This window comes from Amycolatopsis sp. NPDC049688, assembly GCF_040674975.1.
Taxonomy (GTDB): domain Bacteria; phylum Actinomycetota; class Actinomycetes; order Mycobacteriales; family Pseudonocardiaceae; genus Amycolatopsis.
In genome coordinates, this window is sequence record NZ_JBFANY010000001.1 from 810,492 (window position 1) to 827,497 (window position 17,006).

Consider the following 17,006-nt stretch of genomic DNA (forward strand, 5'->3'; position numbering starts at 1 on the left):
ACCATGACAGCAAGCCAGCCGACACAGACGGAGATGTGAAGTGACGAGTCCATTCGACGATGAGAACGGCCGGTTCCTCGTGCTGGTCAACGCCGAGGAGGAACGCAGCCTCTGGCCGGTGTTCGCCGCGGTGCCGGCGGGCTGGACGGTCGCGCTGGAGGAGAGTTCCCGGGCGGACGCGCTCGCCCACGTCGAGGCGACGTGGACGGACCTGCGCCCGAAGAGCCTGCGGGACGCGGGCTGATGGCGAGCGGCGAGCTCGACCGCGAAGCGGCCATCGAAGTCACCGGGCTGCGCAAGGGATTCGGCAGCCACGAGGCACTGGCCGGCATCGACCTGCGGGTGCCCGCGGGTTCGGTGCTGGGCCTGCTCGGCCCCAACGGCGCGGGCAAGACCACCACCGTCCGGATCCTCGCGACGCTGCTGCGCCCGGACGGCGGCACCGCGCGGGTCGCGGGCTTCGACGTCGCCACGCAGGCGAAGGAGGTGCAGCGCCGGATCGGCCTCGTCGGCCAGTACGCCGCGGTGGACGAACTGCTGACCGGGCGCCAGAACCTGCACCTGCTCGGCACGCTGCTGCACCTCGGCCGCCGCGGGGCCCGGCAGCGGGCCACCGAACTGCTGGAGCGCTTCGACCTGACCGCGGCGGCCGACCGCGCGGTCGGGACGTACTCGGGCGGCATGCGGCGCCGGCTCGACCTGGCGACCTGCCTGATCGGCCGCCCGTCGGTGCTGTTCCTCGACGAGCCGACGACCGGCCTCGACCCGGCCAGCCGCAGCACGCTGTGGGGGATCGTGCGGGGCCTGGTCGACGAGGGGGTGACGGTGCTGCTGACCACGCAGTACCTCGAGGAGGCGGACTATCTCGCCGACCACATCGTGGTGATCGACCACGGCCGCGTGATCGCCGAGGGCACCGCCGACGAGCTCAAGCGCAAGATCGGCGCGGAGCGGCTCGAGGTCGCGGTCGCCGAGCAGAAGTGGCTCCGGCCGGCGGTTTCGGCGCTGTCGGGCGTCACGGGCTCGCCGGTGACCGTCGACGAGCGCAAGAAGAGCATCGCGGTCGAGCTGCCCGACACGGCGGGAGGGGTCGCGGCCGCGGCGGCGGCCCTTCGCGACGCCGGCGTCGAGTACACGGACTTCGCCCTGCGGCGCCCGACGCTCGACGAAGTGTTCCTCGACCTCACCGGGCGCCCTTCGGGCCCCTGATCCGCCACCAGTTCGTCCGGCCTCCGAGCACCGCCAGCCGCGGGAGCAGGAGGAACCGGACGAGCACGGTGTCGGCCACCAGGATCGCCGCCGTCGCCAGGGCGAACTCGCGGACGTCCCCGCTTCCCGTCAGGCCCCAGACCAGCCACATCACCACCGTCACCAGCAGCGCGCCGCCGGATGCCGACCAGGCCCGGCGGCACGCGTGTGCCACCGTGTTGCGGCGGGACATCCCGGCCAGGGTTTCGCTCCGCAGCCGGTGCAGGAGGTACACCTGCAGGTGGTTGGCCGGCACGAGCAGCACGATCACCAGGACCATCGGGGCCCAGCCGGGCAGCGGGTCGACCAGCAGGGCCAGCATCCCCAGCCCGGCGAGCGCCGCGACCCCGTTCAGCAGGAACGTCGCCAGCGCCACCACCGGGCGCCGGTAGACGACGAGCGTGGCCACGCCCAGCACGGCCAGCAACGTCACCACACCACCGGCGTCCATGTCCTGGACCAGGGGACGGCACCCCGGACAGCCGGCGGAGAACACGCGCAGCGACCCGTAGACCGCCGCGGCGCCGAGGGTGAGCACGCCGGCCGCGATCGCCGTGGGCCGCACGAACCGGGGCAGGTCACTGACCTTCCACCGCGCGGGCGGCTGCGGCGGGAGCGCCTTCGGCGAGGTGAGCACCCGGTCGTTCAACGCGGGCAGCAGGCTCAGCGTGGCGACGGTCGACACCAGCACCGCGACGAGCACCGCGGTGGCCAGCGGCATCAGGTCCGCGCTGCCGGCCAGCGCCACCGCGGCCAGTGACGCGGCCACGCCGCTGCCCGAGACGAGGGCGGCGTTGCCCGCCGTGCTCGCGACGATCCGCGCGGCCCGCGCCGGGTCGTTCCCGCCGGCCAAGGCCTCCCGCCGCCGGCAGAAGGCGAACAGCATGTGCTGGACCGAAACCGTGATGACGACCAGCAGCGCCGCGTCGCCGGTGAGCGGGGACATCGCGACGGATTCGGACACCGTGTTCAGCATCGCCGCCGACGCCGCCGTGACCACGCCGGTGAACAGCGCGGACACGAGCAGCAGCAGCCGGGAGAACGGCACGCTCAGCAGCACCGCCACGGGTGCGGCGACCACCGGCCACCAGTTCGCCGCCACGTCGGGGCCGGCGAGGGAGCCGTCGCCCAGCCGGTGCCCGCCGGCGAACCCCGGCAGCTCGGTCACGCCCACGAACACCAGCCAGAGGGCGATGACCGCGCTGGCGTGGCCGGCGGACCAGCAGGAGGCGCGCACGGCGAGCGAAGGCTTCACGATCGTCCCCGTTCGACCCGATGGGCATGCGGCGTTCGCGGCCGTTCCTATCCGCGCATGTGTTCGAGTCTAGTGAACCGTGACCGTTCGTTCACGGGGTGTGAGTCCCGGATCCGCGGTGGTGCTAGCCCGTGTGTGGTGAATCACAAACTGCGAACGTGCTCATCGAGCAGGTCCTCGCCGTAGAGATCGGCGACCCACTGGTCGTGGTAGACGGTGTCGAGGTAGCGGTCGCCGAGGTCGGGCGCGATCGCCACCGCCGTCCCGGTTTCCTCGTGCGCGGCCAGCCACGTCAGGGCGCCGCTCACGACGGTGCCGGTCGAGCCGCCGAAGCAGAACCCTTCGCGGGTCAGCGCCCGGCAGGTGCGCACGGTGTCCGCCTCTTCCACGTGCACGACGTCGTCGACGTGGGTGAGGTCGAGCATCGGCGGCCGGATCCCGGTGCCCAGCCCGGGGATCATCCGGCGGGCCGGGGGCGTGCCGAAGGTGACCGAGCCGACCGTGTCGATCGCGACCACCCGGGTGCCGGGCCGGTGCTCGTGCAGGTACCGGGCACACCCCATGAGCGTCCCGGTGGTGCCCGCGCCGATGAAGACGACGGCGGCGTCCGGGAAGGCCCCGGCGATCTGCGGGCCGGTCGTTTCGTAGTGGGCGCGCCAGTTCCCGGCGTTTTCGTACTGGTTGAGCCAGACGTACCCGCGCTCGGCGCACAGCCGCCGCACGAGGTCGATGCGCGCGCCCAGCAGCCCGTGTTCCGGGTGCGGTTCGGTGACGATGCGGACCTCGGCGCCGAGGGTTTCCATCAGCTGCCGGGCGCCGAGCGTGCACCGCGAGTCGGTGACGCAGACGAACCGGTAGCCCGAGCTGGCGGCGACGAGGCTCAGCGCGACGCCGAGGTTGCCGGACGAGCTCTCCACCAGCGTCGAGCCGGGCCGGAGGTCGCCGCGGCGCTCGGCCGCGGCGACCATCGACCGGGCGGCCTTGACCTTGATCGACCCGGCGAAGTTGAAGCCCTCGCACTTGAGGAAGAGCGGCCGGCCGGCGAACCGGCGGAGGTCGACGAACAGGTCGTCGGTGTTGAAGTCCTGCGGAGCGGTGATGATCGGCACGCCGGGCTCCTCCTCAGCGCTTGCCGTACCGGTCGAGTTCGAAGAAGAACCCGTCCACGGTCCGCAGGTCCCCGGAAGCGTGCAGCTGGTCGTAGACGTACTTGCCGACGGCGAGGTCGAGCACGCCGAGCCCGAACGGCGAGAAGATCAGCGGCCGGTCCTCCGGCAGGGTGGCCGTGCCGGAGATGACGTCGTACAGCGTCCCGGTCAGGAAGTCCCGGCCGCCGGTCTGCTGCTCGGCCAGGTGCACCGACGTGTTCGCCTTGAGGCAGTGCTCGACGTCGTCGACGACGTTGGTGCCGGCCAGGATCACCTCCGGCGCCAGGTCGCGCAGCGAGACGTGCAGGACCAGCGGGTTGTGCGCGAACCAGGCCGGGTCGTGGACATGCGGCTCCCCGGCGACGGTCGCGAACACGACCAGGTCGCTCCCGCGGATCAGCTCCTCGGCGGTTTCGTGCACGGTGACCGACGGCTCCCCGGCCGCGCCCAGGTACCCGCTGAACCCTTGGGCGTGCGCCTGGTTCAGGTCGAACACGCCGACGTCGTCGAAGTTCCAGCCCCCGGCGGCCAGGTAGGTGTGGATGTACCGCGCGATCAGGCCGGTGCCGACGATGCCGAGCCGGGCCGGCCGCGCCCGGTCCCGGGTCAGCCAGTCGGCGGCGAGCGCGGCCGACGCGGCGGTGCGGGTGGCGCTGATGATGGAGCTCTCCAGGCAGGCCAGCGGATAGCCGGTCGCCGGGTCGTTCAGCACGAGGATCGCCGACGCCCGCGGCAACCCGCTTTCGACGTTCTCCGGGAAGCTTGAGATCCACTTGAGGCCGTCGACCGCGATGTCCCCGCCGACCGACGCCGGCAGCGCGATGATCCGGGAGGACGGCCGGTCGGGGAAGCGCAGGAAGTAGGACGGCGGGTTGATCGTGTCGCCCTCGCCGTGCAGGCGGTAGGCCGACTCGATGAGGTCGATGACGAGTTTTTCCTGACCCGCCAGGACATCGTGGACCTGCGCCCCGGAGATGACGGCGAACTCCGGGACGGACGTGCTCGTGCTCATGCGGAAAGCCTCCTGAGGCGCTCGGTGATGGTGTGGTCCAGGTCGTCGAGCTCCGCCACCGACGGGCCGACGAGCACGCCGTACAGGCGCCCGGCGAACGCTTCGCCCGCGGCCGCGAGGCCGGCACCGGCGTTGACGGTGGCGAAATTGTTGACGAGCAGCCCGCTCCCGGACCCGGCGAACAGCAGGTCGCCGAGCGTCTCACCCAGCCGCGCGAAGGGGAGCGGGGCGGTGAGGCGCACCGGGTAGTGCCGCGCCATCGCGACGGCACCGGCGGGCACGAACCGCTCCTGCAGCGGCACCTGGTAGGTGGACATGTTGTTGCGCGCGTTGATCTCCAGCACCGGGAAGATCCCGCCGTCCGGCTCGACCAGCGCGTCGACCCCGACGACACCGTAGTAGCCGTCCCGGGCCAGGCGGGCCCCGAGCGCGTCCGCCGCGTGCCGGAGCACGCCGTGCTGGGCCTCGTCGAGGCGCGGCGGCATCCGGTGTCCCTTGTGGACGCCGTTCTCGGTGATGGCCTCCTTGACGAAGTCGAACCGCACCGAGCCGTCCCGGCCCACCGTGAACTGGTAGTTCAGGTCGGCCCGCTTGTCGACCCACGTCTCGGTGACCAGCGCGATCCGTTCGCGGCCCGCCTTCCGCGCGGACCGCTCGACCATCCGCTGCAGGCGCAGCAGCCGCTGTTCGCTCGTGACGACGGAGATGCCCTTCCCCGAGACGCCGAACGCCTCCTTCACCACCACCGTGCCGCCCTCGGCGAGCACCTTGGCCGCCTCCGGGACCGCGTCGGCCAGCTGGGCGGGCGTGTCGCAGATCCAGCCGGGCGGCTGCCGCAGCCCGAGCTCGTCGGCCAGCTGCCGGCTGTAGACCTTGCTGTTGACGGCCTTGCAGAGCGCGGCGGGCGGAGTGGCCAGCGGCACGCCGGTCCGTGCCGCCAGCTCCTCCTCGACCACCGAGGCACCGTGGGGGAGCAGGTGCGCGCCGTCGGTGGCGAGCTCCGCGAGCGTGGCGACGAGGGCCGCGTCGGCGAGCGCGTCCTGGGTGACGTTGCGCGCCGGGTCCGGCGCCGCCACGACGTGCACTTCCGGCAGCTCGAAGCCGAGGTCGAGCAGGTAGCGGCGATAGTCCGGGTCGGGTGCGTGCTTCAGCACGACGTGGTCGCCCTTGCCGCCCAGCAGCAGCGCGAACTCGTCCATGCTGTTGACCACCGCGGTGCTGCCCGCCGCGGACACCCGCGGCAGGCCGAGCTCGTCGGCGGCCCACACCTCCTCGACCTCGAAGTTGCCGAGGAAGACGAACGGGTGCTCGGCCGAGCCGAGCGCGGCGGTCTTGAGCCGCGCGATGAAGTTCGGGCTCTCGGTGTCCATGGCGGACCTTCCCCTCAGACGACCAGGCCGCCGTCGATCTCGAAAACGCTTCCGGTGATGTAGGCCGCGCGGTCGGAGACCAGGTAGGACACCAGGTCGGCGACCTCCTCGGCGGTGCCGAACCGGCCCAGCGGGACGGCCGCGCGCAGCTTCTCGCGGGCCTTGTCCGTCATCTGCGCGGTCATGTCGGTCTCGATCAGGCCCGGCGCGACCGAGTTGACCCGGATGCCGAACCGGCCGACCTCCTTGGCCAGCGCCTTGGTGAACCCGATGACCCCGCTCTTGGACGCCGAGTAGTTCACCTGCGTCGGGTTGCCGTGCACGCCGGACACCGAGGACAGCGCGACCACGCTGCCGCGGCGCTGCTTGAGCATCAGGAACACGGCCGGCTGGCAGACGTTGTAGACGCCGTCGAGGTTGGTCCGCAGCACGTCGGTCCAGCGGTCTCCGGTCATCGTCACGAACGCGCCGTCGCGGGTGATGCCCGCGGACGTCACGACGGCGTCCGGGACACCGAGGCCGGCGGCCGTGCGGGCCACCCACTCGGCCGCGGCTTCCCGGTCGGTGACGTCGACCTTCGTCGCGACCGCGCGCCGCCCGAGCTCGTGCACCTCCTTGGCGAGTACGTCGGCGGCTTGCTCGTCCGAGCGGTAGCAGAACGCGATGTCGTGGCCGTTCTCGGCGAGGCGCAGCACGACCGCCCGGCCGATGCCGCGGGAACCGCCGCTGACGAGGGCGACCTTCGGGTCGCTCATCGGACCGGCTCGCCGAGCCGCAGCAGCGTGCACGCCACCGCACCGTCGTCGTCGCACGTGGTGACGACCGTGTGGTCGGCGCCGGCCCGCTCGGCGGACTCGGCGACACTCAGGACGGCGGCGAGCTGGAACATCGCGCTCGCCGACGCCGTGTCGCCGAGCAGGTCCGCGGACGGCACCCGGTCGACGGCGGCGTCGCCGAACAGGTTCCGCAGCGCGGCCGTCTCGACCGCTTCGCCGCGGGAATCGGTGAAGCCGCTGCCGGTCGCCGCCCACACCTGCCCGGGTGCGACCCCGGCCGCGGCGAGCAGCGCGCGGACGGCGACGGTGACGGCGCCGGCGAGGTCGCCGTCCAGGCACACCCGGGACTCGAACCCCTCCAGGGTGCCGAGCACGCGGCGGCCGGGCGGCCGCAGGTCCGCGGGTTCCAGCAGGAACATCGCGCAGCCTTCGCCGATGACCACGCTGTCGCCGCCACCCCGGCGGTGGTGCTCGACCCAGGCGCGGGCGGGGGAGTACTCCTCGGCGGCCCCGCAGAGCACCCGGGTCGCCCGGCCGGTCCGCAGCAGCCGCCGCGCGTAGTTCAGCGCGTGCGGGCCGGTGGTCCGGCCCGCGGCGATCGTCGCGTTCGGACCCTTGAGCCCGTGCCAGATCGCGGCCTGCCCGGCGGCGCAGTTCATCACGCAGCCGGGGACCGCGGCCGGTTCGACGTGGTCGGGTTTGTCGCCGGTGAGCGACGCCCGGGTCAGGTCCATCATGCTCTGGACGCTGCCGGTCGTGGTGCCCAGCACGAACCCGATGTCGTCGCGGTCGTCACCCGGCTCGACGCCGATGTCGGCGAGCAGGTGCTTCGCCGCCGCGACGGCGAGCCCGCTGACGCGGTTCATCGCCCGGGTGCCCTTGGAACCGAGGAACTCCCGCGGTTCGAAGCCCGGGACGGTCGCCGCGGTGTCGCCGGGGCCCCGCTCCCAGCGCCCGGTGTCCACTGCGGACACCGGGGACGTCCGGGTGCGGACGCCGTCGGCGAAGGAGGCGCGGTCGTGCCCGAACGGCGAGATCGCCGTCCAGGCGGAGATGACCGGCGCGGCCGGGGTTGCGGTGCTCATGCGACCGCCTCCCGCGGGCCGTCGTAGCGGCCGATCAGCACGACCGAGTTGTTGCCGCCGAACGCCCAGCCGTTGTTCTGCACGATCCGCAGGTCCGCCTCGACGGCCACGTTGGGCACGCAGTCGACGGCACACTCGGGGTCGGTCTCGATGTGGTTGATGGTCGGCGGGATGAAACCCTCGGTGATGGCGACCGAGCAGCCGATGGCGGCCAGCGCGCTCGCCGCGCCCATCGAGTGGCCGAGCATCGACTTCATCGACACCACGCGCGGGGTGTCCTCGCCGAAGAGCTCGCGGATCGCCGCGGCCTCGGTCTTGTCGTTGGCGTGGGTGCCGGTGCCGTGCGCCGAGATCAGGTCGACCTCCGCGGGCTTGACGCCGGCGTTCTCCAGTGCCAGCTCCATGCAGCGGGCGATGCCGCCCTGGTGCGGGGCGACCGGGTGGTGGGCGTCGCAGGACAGGCCGTAGCCGAGGACTTCGCCGTAGATCCGGGCGCCGCGGGCGAGCGCCGACTCCAGGCTCTCCAGCATCAGGATGCCGGCGCCCTCGCCGGTCAGGATGCCCAGCCGGTTCTTGTCGAACGGGCGGCAGTAGTCCGGCGCGATGCTGCGCAGCCGGTAGAAGGAGGTGAACGTCTTGCGGCAGACGGCGTCCGCGCCGCCGCACAACGCGAAGTCGGCTTCGCCGAGCCGGATCGCGTCGAACGAGTGGCCGATCGCGTAGTTGCCCGCCGAGCAGGCCGTCGCGATGCTGCCGACCTCCACATTGGACAGCCGCAGCTCGTGGGCGATCGAGGTGGCGAGCCGGCCGGCCGACGTGCGCCGGGCCAGCCGCGGGCTCATCGCCTCCGGGCCGCCGTCGATCTCCAGCGAGACCATGCTGTCCAGCTCGTGCGACTCGCCGTCGGTCGTGCCGACCGACAGCAGGCAGCGCGCCTCGCGCAGCACGTCGAGGTCGATGCCGGAGTCCGCGACCGCGAGCCGCGCGGCGGCGGTGGAGAACCGGCTGGCGCGGCCGAGCGAGTCGATGTCGACGTTCTCGATCCAGCGTTCGGGCTCGAAACCGATGACCTCACAGCCGTTGTTGTGCTCGAAGCCGGTCGTGTCGAAGACGCTGATGGGCCGGACGTTGCTGCGCCCCGCGCGCAGCGCCGCGGTGAACTCCTCGATGCCTGTGCCCAGGCTGGAAACCACCCCGCAGCCGGTGATCACCACCCGGCGTCCGGGTGCGGTGGAATGTTCGCTCATCGGATTCCCTTACCAGCCGGCGGATTCCGCGACGACGTCGTAGGCGCTGTTCAGATCGGTCATCCGGCGGAACTGCGCCTGGTCGATCGTGACGCCGAACTTCTTCTCCAGCGCCGCGAGCACGTCCATCAGCGTGAGCGAGTCGGCTTCGTGGTCCTCGATGAAGTTGCTCGTCTCGGAAAGCTCGTTGTCCTCGAGTTCGAGGTGCTCGCGGACGATCGCGCGGATCTGTTCCCTGCGCTCGGACACTGCCGCTGTCATGACGACTCCTGGGTTTCGGGCGAACTTCGGCCTCGCCGGAAACTAGCCAGGGGAGATGACCGCACTCTGACCGAACGCTGACGAAGGCGCCCGTCGGTGAGCTGTCAGCGGTCGGTCATCCCGGTGCGTCATGATCACGCCCAGCGATCACGGAAGCACGCGGGGAAAGGAGGGGGATGGGCCCGGAGCGAAGGGGCGCCCGAGCGGTGCGACAGCAGGGACGGCCGGTGGAGGCGCCGTCCCTGCGGTTCAGTCGAGCATGCAGTCCTGGACCAGAATGGCCTGGTACAGCTGTTTCAGCGCCCGGCCGGGCGAGAGGCCGAGCTCGGCGCCGAGCCACTTGCTGGTGTGGTGGAAGACCGACAGCGCTTCGCTCTGCTGCCCGGAACGGTAGAGCGCGAGCATCAGCAGCTCGCTGAGGCGCTCCCGGCCCGGGTTTTCGGTCGTCAGCAGCCGCAGCTCGTGCACGATGTCGTGCTGCTCGCCGACGGCCAGCCGGGCGGCGATCAGGTCCTCCTGGACCGCGAGCCGCCGTTCGTTGAGGTGGGTGGCCGCCGCCCGGCACCGCACCCCTTCCTGGACGTCCATCAGGGCCGGCCCCCGCCACTGCATCAGGGCATCCCGGAGGATGCCGACGGCTTCGTGCGGCGCGGAGCCCACCAGGGCGGTGCCGCGCCGCGCGAGCTCGAGGAACCGGTGCGAGTCGATCGACTCGGCGGGCACCTCCAGCTGGTAGCCGCTGTAGGTGGTCCGGACGATTTCCTCCCCGGTCGCGTCCGTGATCGGCTTGAACAGCCGCCGCAGCCGCGCGATGTTCGCCTGCAGCGCGTTGCGCGAGTTGGCGAGCGACCGCGGGCCCCACAGTTCGTCCGCGAGTTGCTCGTAGGACACCGGACGTCCCGGCGACAGCGCCAGCATCGCCAGTAATGTCCGCACTTTCTTGGCGCGTATTGCGTGAATTCTCCCACCGGATCTTATTTCCAAGGCGCCCAGCAGTTCGATTTGCACTAGTACCTACCCCCAGATTCGGCTGACCCGATGACTTTACCCAGGCCGGATCACCCGACGATGTATTTTTCGGAGATAGTGGCAGAGGGCCGGTGGCTTAGGTACCTCCGTTCGGACCAGTGAATCGGCGAACTCGTGAGTAGTTTCACCAGGTGGACGAGTTGGGTATGGATGTATTCGGACATCGTCCGGCATGGTGGTGTTAGCTCCACCATTAATGGTGGTGCCAGCACTCCGACAGCGGTTTGAGATCCGTGCAGGTCGAGCGGTCGCGGCCGCTGTCGCGCTTGCCCGGTCCGGTGGGACCTCATTACGCCGTAGCCGCAGGGTGATCACTTGGTTGCGCTCGCGGACGACCCCCTTGGGTGCGGGCCGCTGGGCGTGCGCGGCGCTGCTGTGCCGGAGCCTGGCGGCGGGGGCGCGGGGCGGGCGGGCATTCGGCGCCGGAAACGCCATTCCGGAGTGAGTTACGGGTGAAATCGGCGCTGTGGTATAGGCGACTGTTATTAGTCTGAATATTATTCAGGTTCTATTGTCGGCGGTTGCGGTGGCGGCCCGGTCGCATTCGGCTCGGGCGGTCTCCGGGAGAAGAGCTCGGGTCGCTCCGGCAAAGGCGTGCGGCCGGACTCGGCGAACAGCTCGCGGACGTAGTCGACGGCCTCGTCCGGGAACTCGTCGACGAGGTGGAGTGCCCGCCGGGATTCGACCCTGAGTCCGATTGCGGTGAGCGCACGGATGATCGCGGTGTGTGCCCGCGCGGGCCCGCGCCGGCGGGAACCTTGACCGACCACAATGGACAGATATGGATGGCTCCCGGATCCGCGCCGGCGTCTCGTCCCCGGATTTCCCCGGCGGCGACGGATTCGACGTGATATCCTGGTGTCGACCGGATCCCTCGATTACCGGCCGGTCGCTTCCCTTCCCGACGAGATCTGCCCGCTTCGACGACAGCCGCCGATTTCCGACGCCTTCGCCCAGCCCTGATCCCTTGTCCGGTGACACACGAACCGCTGCTCCACGCGAGCGTGCGCGTGGACCGATGTGAAGGGGAATGCCCATGAGCGACACCGTCCTGGCCCAGGCGGCCAACATCAACCCCGGCCTCGCGGCCATCGGCTACGGTCTGGGCGCGATCGGCCCGGGAATCGGCGTCGGCCTGATCTTCGCCGCCGTCATCAACGGGAGTGCGCGCCAACCGGAAGCGAGCGGGAAACTGCAGACGATCGGGTATTCGACGTTCGTGCTGACCGAGGTGCTCGCCCTGATCGGCATCGTCATCTATTTCATCGCCTCGCTTTCCTGAGCGAGCCGGTGTGTCCGATGTGGAGGGTGACCCGGGGGACCGTCACGCGCCGCCGAAGCACACGAACGGCGTCAGCGGCTCACCCCGGGTCGCGTCGGCCAGCGCCCGCGGCGCCCGCACCCCGCGGGCCAGGGCCCGGTGGTAGGCGTCCATCACCTCGACCGCCGCCTGATCGTCGACGCGGGCGACGCTCGACACCACCGTGTGGCTGCCCGAATACAGCAGCGCCGCGGTGAACCCGAGGAACTCGTCGCCCGGGCGGACCACCGAACGGCCGACGTCGCAGGCCGACAGGACCACGTGCCGCGGCGCCGTCTCGAGCTGGTGGACGTCGTAGGCCATCAGCGGGCCGTCCGCCAGGTCCAGGCGGGAGAACAGGACGTTCTCGGGTTCGTGGTGGCCGTGCGCCGCGAAGTGCACGATCGCCGCGTCCCCGAGGGCGCCGAGGGTGGCCGCCACCGTGGCGCGCGACCCCGTCAGGAGGGTCCCTTCCGGGTACACCGCGGAAATCCGGCTCGCCTCGGCGGGCGCGTGGTCGAGGGCGGGGCCCGCGACGACCAGGACGTGGCCGGCGGCGGCGCCGTCCGAGCCGCGCCGGGCCGCGTGCCAGGCCGACGGCGACGGGCTCACCGTCACCGGCCTGCCGCGCAGCGGGGGCAGCAGACCCCACGGCACCGTCGACAGCGGCGCGTTCGGCACGATGACGACCTCCGCGTCGCCGATCGTGTCGGTGAGGGGGGCCAGCAGTTGCTCGGTCAGGACGGCGAGCTGCCGGCCCAGCGACGTCCGCACGACCTGGTCGATGGCGTGCGGCAGCCGGCGCCCGCACAGCGTGTCGAGGTCGCTGTGCAGCCGCGCCAGCGCTTCGGCGACCGTCGCCGGGTCGCCCAGCGCGACCAGTGCCGCGCGCCCCCGGACGAGCACCAGCGCCTTGAAGCCGGTCCGGTCGGTCAGGAAGCTCAGCAGCACGCTGCCGGCCCGGTCCAGCTCGGCGGCGACGTCCGCGAACGACGCCCCGGCGTGGTAGCCGGCCGCGCCGCCGGTCTGCCAGTCCCGGGCCCGGATCGCCCGTTCCAGCGCCAGGCACCGCCGCCGCGCCTGCGTCGCCGGCTGCCCGGCCAGCTCGGCCGTGCGGGCCTCGTGCGCGAGGTGGCGGAGCTCGGCGACGGCGTCGAGGGTGCGCTCGTCGGCCGGCGCCCGCACGGCCGGGACCTGGAACGCCCGGGCCCGCGACCGCTCCAGCCACCGGAAGACGACCCGGGGGTCCGCCGTGCCCAGCGCCGCGGCCAGCCCGGCCCTGGCGAGCTCGTCGCCGAGCGAGGCCGCCCCCGTCTGCAGGTCGAAGCTGCCGAACCGGACGCGGTGCGCGTCGAGGCGGTCCAGCCCGGCGCGGGCGTTCGCGAACGCGCCCCGGCGGTCGCCGGTGGCCATGGCCAGCTCGGTCCGGGCCAGGCTGCGCACCAGGTGCGACGTCAGGGGAGCGCCGGCGCCGAGCCGTTTCGCCAGCTGGTCCCCGGCACGGCCGACCTCGTGCCGGGCGATGTTCGCCCGCGCCGACAGCAGCGCCGCGGCTTCGGCGTCGTTGCGCAGCCCGAGGGCGGTCAGCCGGTCGGCGAGCGCCTCGGTGGCCGCCGCCACCGCGGCCATCCGGCGCCCGGCCGCGAAGTCCGCCCGCAGGACGGTGAGCGTGGCCACCGCGGCCCAGGTTTCGTTGCCCCGCCGCCGGAAGTGCGCCCGCGCCCGCGCCGCCCACTCCCGCGCCTGCGCGGGCCGCCCGGTCGCCAGCGCCGCGCGGGCCCGCGTGAGCTCCGCTTCGGCGTGCTCCTGGTCGAGGCGGGAGACGGCGAACAGGCCGAGCGCCGCGTCGAGCTCGATGGCGGCTTCGCTCGGCAGCCCGGCGGCGAGCAACGCCCTCGCTTTGTCGACACCCAGCGGGCCCAGCATCTCCGCGCACAGCTCGGCGTAGACCGCGCCGGCGGCGTCGAAGTCCCGCAGCGCGCCCGGGATATCTCCGGTGAGGACGCGGCACTGCCCCCGGCCGTGCCGGGCCTTGGCGACGAGCGCCCGTTCGGAGGCGTGCCGGCTCCCGAGCTCCGCGCACTGGCCGAGATCGGCCATCGCCGGCCGCACCCGCCCGGCGATCTGGTGCAGCAGCGCCCGGTTGAGCAGCGTTCGCGCCAGGACGACTTCCTCGCCGGCACGCCGCAGCAGGGGAACGGCGTCGTCGAGGTACGGCAGCGCTTCGCCCATCCGGCCGACCAGGACCAGCAGCAGGCCCCGCTGCTGCAGCAGGACCCCGCGGTCTTCCGGCGCCACCGCGGCCTCGGCCGTGTCGAGCAGGTGGAAGCCGTGCTCGCTGTGGCCCAGCACGACCTCCACCCCGGCCAGGCTGGTCAGCACCCGCACGGCCAGCCGGTCCGGGCCCGGCCCCGGGGGCGCGTCGGGCGAGGACCACCCGAGCAGGCGCAGCGCGGTGAGCAGCAGCCGCCGCCCGGCCAGCGGCTGCCCGTTGTTGGTCGCCTCGACCGCCCGCTGCTGCAGGGCCCGGACCTGCTCGCCGGGGTCCGGAGCCGCTTCGGCCGTCACAGCTCGATGACCGGGGTCGTCATCGGCCGCCCGGCGCCGGCGGGCCGGACCGCCAATCGCGCCGGGCCGCGGCGCGCGCCTTCGATCACGAAGCGCCCCTCGCCGTCGCACCGGGCGGTCCGCCGGCCGGCCGTCGTCAGGAGCTCGACGTCGTGGGCGGCCGGCGGGGCGAGCCAGCCGTCCACCCGGACCGTGCCGGTTTCGCCGGCGGTCACGTTGACCAGCACGGCGAATCCGTCCCGTTCGAACGTCAGCACGCGGCCGGACCCGTCGCCGCGCGCGGAGGCGACCTCCAGCAGGACGGGCACCGACGTCAGCTCGGCCTCCAGGTTCGCCAGCCGCACCGCAAAACAGACCCGCTCGACCAGCGACGGCGGCACCGGATCGGCGTCCGTCCACAGCTGCCGCAGTTCGGCCAGCAGCTCCTTCTCGTCCGCGGCGGCCCGCGGGCGCCCGGTCACGGCCAGTCCCCGTCCGCGAGCAGGGACCGCAGCCGGCTCAGGCACCGGCCCCTGGTCGGGCCGATGCTGCCCTTCTTCATCCCGAGCGCCGCACTGACCTGGTCGTAGTCCGGCCGCGGCACGAACGCGACGATGCGCAGGAGCCGGCGGCACCGCTCGGGCAGCCGGTTGACCGCCGCCCACAGCACCGCCCGGCGGTCCTCGGCCAGCACGTGGTGTTCCGGGCCGGGTGCCGGGTCCTCCAGGGCGGGGAACCACCGCTCGTCGACCGGCTGTTCGGCCCGGTACTGCGCCTTGGCCCGCCACGCCTGGCGCTTGGTCACGGTGATCAGCCAGCTGGTCAGGGCGACGGGGGAGCGGATCTCCTCGAGCGAGCCGAGCAGGCGCAGCCACACCGTCTGGACGACGTCGCCGCTGTGCTCCCGGTCGACGCCCTGTGCGCGGGCGACGTGCCACAGCAGCGGGGTCAGCAGGCCGACCAGCTCGTCGAACGCCCCCTGGTCCCCGGCGCGGGCGGCGGTGAAGACCGCGGCCACCCGGTCGTGGTCGAGGGGGTGCGCCGGCGACCGGCCGGCCTCGGCTGTGCTCATGGCAACAACTCCGGGAGCGCCGCGCGGGCGCGCTTGACGGTGGTTTTGAGGTCCACTTCGGTCAGGGCCAGCTTCGCCTTCTTCTCCCCGATGCGGAGGAGCCGGTTCGCGACTTCGGCGGCGACCAGCGGCGTCGCGAACGACGTGCCGCTCCACATGGCGTACTCGCCGGTGAACCGGTCGGGGTCCAGCGAGGCCCGGCCGAGGTTCGGGACCACCCGTTCCGGCGTCTCCGAACCGTCACCCGCGGGGAAGGTGCTCACCACGTTGACGCCGCTGGCCCACACCTTCACCGACCTGTTTTCGTTCGAGAACAAGGCTTTACTGCCGTCCGGGTTCAGCGCCCCGACCGCGATCACCGGGGGACCGCCCTGCGGGTCGGCGGGCCGGGTGGCCAGCCACGCGGGGAGGAACGGCCGCGCGGTCGACTCGTTGCCCGCGGCGGCCACGAACACCACCCCGCGCCGGACGAGTTCGCCGACGACCTCGACGAACTCGGAGGTTTCCTCCCATTCGTCGTAGTAGCCCGCCGAGAACGACACGATGTCGATCATCTTCCCGGGACAGCCGTCGTCCTGCGCCTCGGTCACCTGGCGCAGGATTTCGGTCAGCGCCGTCAGCGCGTCGCCCGAGTAGCCGATCTTGTCGCTGTGCACCGCGCGGATCGCGAGCACGCGGGCGCGGGGCGCCGCCTGGCGGATCAGGCCGGCGATGAACGTGCCGTGCCCGTAGGCGTCCTCGAGCGCGCCGACGAGCGGTTCGGTGGGCTCCGGCGTGTCCCGGTAGCCGTCGATGAGCCGGAAGGCCGGTGTCTCGCCGGCGGGGCGGTTCTTCACGATCTCCGCCTGGATGTCCGGCGACACGGTGACGAACTCGTCGGCGAAGACGGTGTTGGGGCCGGGCACGTAGCAGGACAGCAGCGGGTGGTCGGCGTGGCCGCTGTCCACGACGGCGATCACCGGACGGCGGGCGGCGGACGGCCGGCACGGCGGCGCGCCGGGCAGGACCGCCGGGAGCCGCCCGCGGGACGAGGACCGCATCGAACCGGAACCCGGCGTGTCGCTGATCGCCCACGGCTTGAGCACCATGTCGTCGGTGGTGGCGATCAGGTGTTCCAGCGAAATCCGGGCCACGTCGTCGGTGGTGAGCCCGGAGCCGTCGGCGGCTTCGTACGGGCCACCGTCGCCGCGGGGCGGCGGAACGGAGGCCCTCAGGTGCTGCAGGGCGAGCCAGGAATCGACGGTCACGGCGACGCCGGGCCCCTGTGGCCGGAGCGCAATGCGGACCGGTGCCCGCTCCGGCAGGCTTTCCGGGGGTTCCGCGCGCAATCGGATCTCACTGAGCACGTTGTCGATCGCGCCGCCTTTCCCGGTCCAGATTTCGACCGGAATCAGCAGCACGCCCGGCCGGTAGACCGTCGGCCGGTACCGGGCTCCCGGCGCGGGCCACCCCTCGACGACGTCCAGGCCGGGGTCGAGCACGCGGGCGCCGTGCCGCTCCAGCAGTTCCGGGGAAATCGCGGGCACGAACCCGGGCGAGCCCAGCTCTCCCGTCCCGCGTCCTTCCGGCGGATCGAATCGGACCTCCATGCGTCGCTCCCCTCGAGCCGGTGCGGCCGGCCTTGCTGCCGAAGCCGCTGCCACCCCGGGAAGGCCG

The 17,006-nt window shown here is 72.6% G+C and carries 16 protein-coding genes; 3 read left to right on the forward strand and 13 right to left on the reverse strand.

Annotated features, from left to right (window positions below):
* Nucleotides 1–40 precede the first annotated feature (40 nt).
* The gene (locus AB0J55_RS03360) at nt 41–244 is read left to right on the forward strand and encodes an MbtH family protein (RefSeq protein ID WP_364242107.1); all 204 of its coding nucleotides are present in this window, start codon (nt 41–43) and stop codon (nt 242–244) included.
* Nucleotides 244–1,209, forward strand: a complete 966-nt coding sequence (locus AB0J55_RS03365) for an ATP-binding cassette domain-containing protein (protein ID WP_364242110.1) — start codon at nt 244–246, stop codon at nt 1,207–1,209. Before AB0J55_RS03360 ends, AB0J55_RS03365 begins: the two co-directional genes overlap by 1 nt.
* Here AB0J55_RS03365 and AB0J55_RS03370 read toward each other — a convergent pair.
* The 9 genes from AB0J55_RS03370 to AB0J55_RS03410 form a co-directional block, all read right to left on the reverse strand.
* The gene (locus AB0J55_RS03370) at nt 1,184–2,503 is read right to left on the reverse strand and encodes an MMPL family transporter (RefSeq protein WP_364242113.1); all 1,320 of its coding nucleotides are present in this window, start codon (nt 2,501–2,503) and stop codon (nt 1,184–1,186) included. The genes AB0J55_RS03365 and AB0J55_RS03370 overlap by 26 nt on opposite strands.
* A gap of 143 nt (nt 2,504–2,646) precedes the next feature.
* Nucleotides 2,647–3,612, reverse strand: coding sequence for a 2,3-diaminopropionate biosynthesis protein SbnA (gene sbnA, locus AB0J55_RS03375; protein WP_364242115.1), 966 nt, complete (start codon nt 3,610–3,612; stop codon nt 2,647–2,649).
* A 13-nt stretch (nt 3,613–3,625) separates the two neighbouring features.
* A complete protein-coding gene (gene sbnB / locus AB0J55_RS03380; protein ID WP_364242118.1) occupies nt 3,626–4,663 on the reverse strand; it encodes a 2,3-diaminopropionate biosynthesis protein SbnB in 1,038 nt (345 codons plus the stop codon).
* Entirely contained in the window at nt 4,660–6,033 is a 1,374-nt protein-coding gene (locus AB0J55_RS03385) for a hypothetical protein (RefSeq protein WP_364242121.1), read from the reverse strand. The genes sbnB and AB0J55_RS03385 overlap by 4 nt, the downstream gene beginning before the upstream one ends.
* A gap of 14 nt (nt 6,034–6,047) precedes the next feature.
* Nucleotides 6,048–6,788: a 3-oxoacyl-ACP reductase FabG gene (gene fabG, locus AB0J55_RS03390; protein ID WP_364242124.1), complete on the reverse strand. Its 741-nt coding sequence runs from the start codon at nt 6,786–6,788 to the stop codon at nt 6,048–6,050.
* Complete coding sequence (locus AB0J55_RS03395) at nt 6,785–7,894, reverse strand: beta-ketoacyl synthase N-terminal-like domain-containing protein (protein ID WP_364242127.1); 1,110 nt, start codon at nt 7,892–7,894, stop codon at nt 6,785–6,787. Before AB0J55_RS03395 ends, fabG begins: the two co-directional genes overlap by 4 nt.
* Nucleotides 7,891–9,141 carry a beta-ketoacyl-[acyl-carrier-protein] synthase family protein gene (locus AB0J55_RS03400; RefSeq protein ID WP_364242130.1) on the reverse strand — a complete coding sequence of 417 codons (1,251 nt, stop codon included), beginning with the start codon at nt 9,139–9,141 and terminating at the stop codon, nt 7,891–7,893. Before AB0J55_RS03400 ends, AB0J55_RS03395 begins: the two co-directional genes overlap by 4 nt.
* A gap of 9 nt (nt 9,142–9,150) precedes the next feature.
* Nucleotides 9,151–9,402: an acyl carrier protein gene (locus AB0J55_RS03405; protein WP_364242132.1), complete on the reverse strand. Its 252-nt coding sequence runs from the start codon at nt 9,400–9,402 to the stop codon at nt 9,151–9,153.
* A gap of 249 nt (nt 9,403–9,651) precedes the next feature.
* Entirely contained in the window at nt 9,652–10,338 is a 687-nt protein-coding gene (locus AB0J55_RS03410) for an AfsR/SARP family transcriptional regulator (RefSeq protein WP_364242135.1), read from the reverse strand.
* Nucleotides 10,339–11,467: 1,129 nt separating this feature from the next.
* On the opposite strand from AB0J55_RS03410, the gene AB0J55_RS03415 reads away from it, so the two are divergent.
* On the forward strand, nt 11,468–11,713 hold the full coding sequence (locus tag AB0J55_RS03415; RefSeq protein ID WP_364242138.1) for an ATP F0F1 synthase subunit C: 246 nt from the start codon (nt 11,468–11,470) through the stop codon (nt 11,711–11,713).
* A gap of 42 nt (nt 11,714–11,755) precedes the next feature.
* Here the strand turns inward: AB0J55_RS03415 and AB0J55_RS03420 are convergent, their stop codons facing one another.
* From AB0J55_RS03420 to AB0J55_RS03435, 4 genes are read right to left on the reverse strand one after another with little or no spacing between them, the layout of a single operon-like run.
* Nucleotides 11,756–14,299: a CHAT domain-containing protein gene (locus tag AB0J55_RS03420; protein ID WP_364242141.1), complete on the reverse strand. Its 2,544-nt coding sequence runs from the start codon at nt 14,297–14,299 to the stop codon at nt 11,756–11,758.
* Entirely contained in the window at nt 14,296–14,760 is a 465-nt protein-coding gene (locus AB0J55_RS03425) for a hypothetical protein (RefSeq protein ID WP_364242143.1), read from the reverse strand. Before AB0J55_RS03425 ends, AB0J55_RS03420 begins: the two co-directional genes overlap by 4 nt.
* Nucleotides 14,757–15,350, reverse strand: coding sequence for a sigma-70 family RNA polymerase sigma factor (locus AB0J55_RS03430; RefSeq protein WP_364242146.1), 594 nt, complete (start codon nt 15,348–15,350; stop codon nt 14,757–14,759). The genes AB0J55_RS03425 and AB0J55_RS03430 overlap by 4 nt, the downstream gene beginning before the upstream one ends.
* A complete protein-coding gene (locus AB0J55_RS03435) occupies nt 15,347–16,939 on the reverse strand; it encodes a S8 family serine peptidase (protein WP_364242149.1) in 1,593 nt (530 codons plus the stop codon). The genes AB0J55_RS03430 and AB0J55_RS03435 overlap by 4 nt, the downstream gene beginning before the upstream one ends.
* Nucleotides 16,940–17,006: the final 67 nt, after the last annotated feature.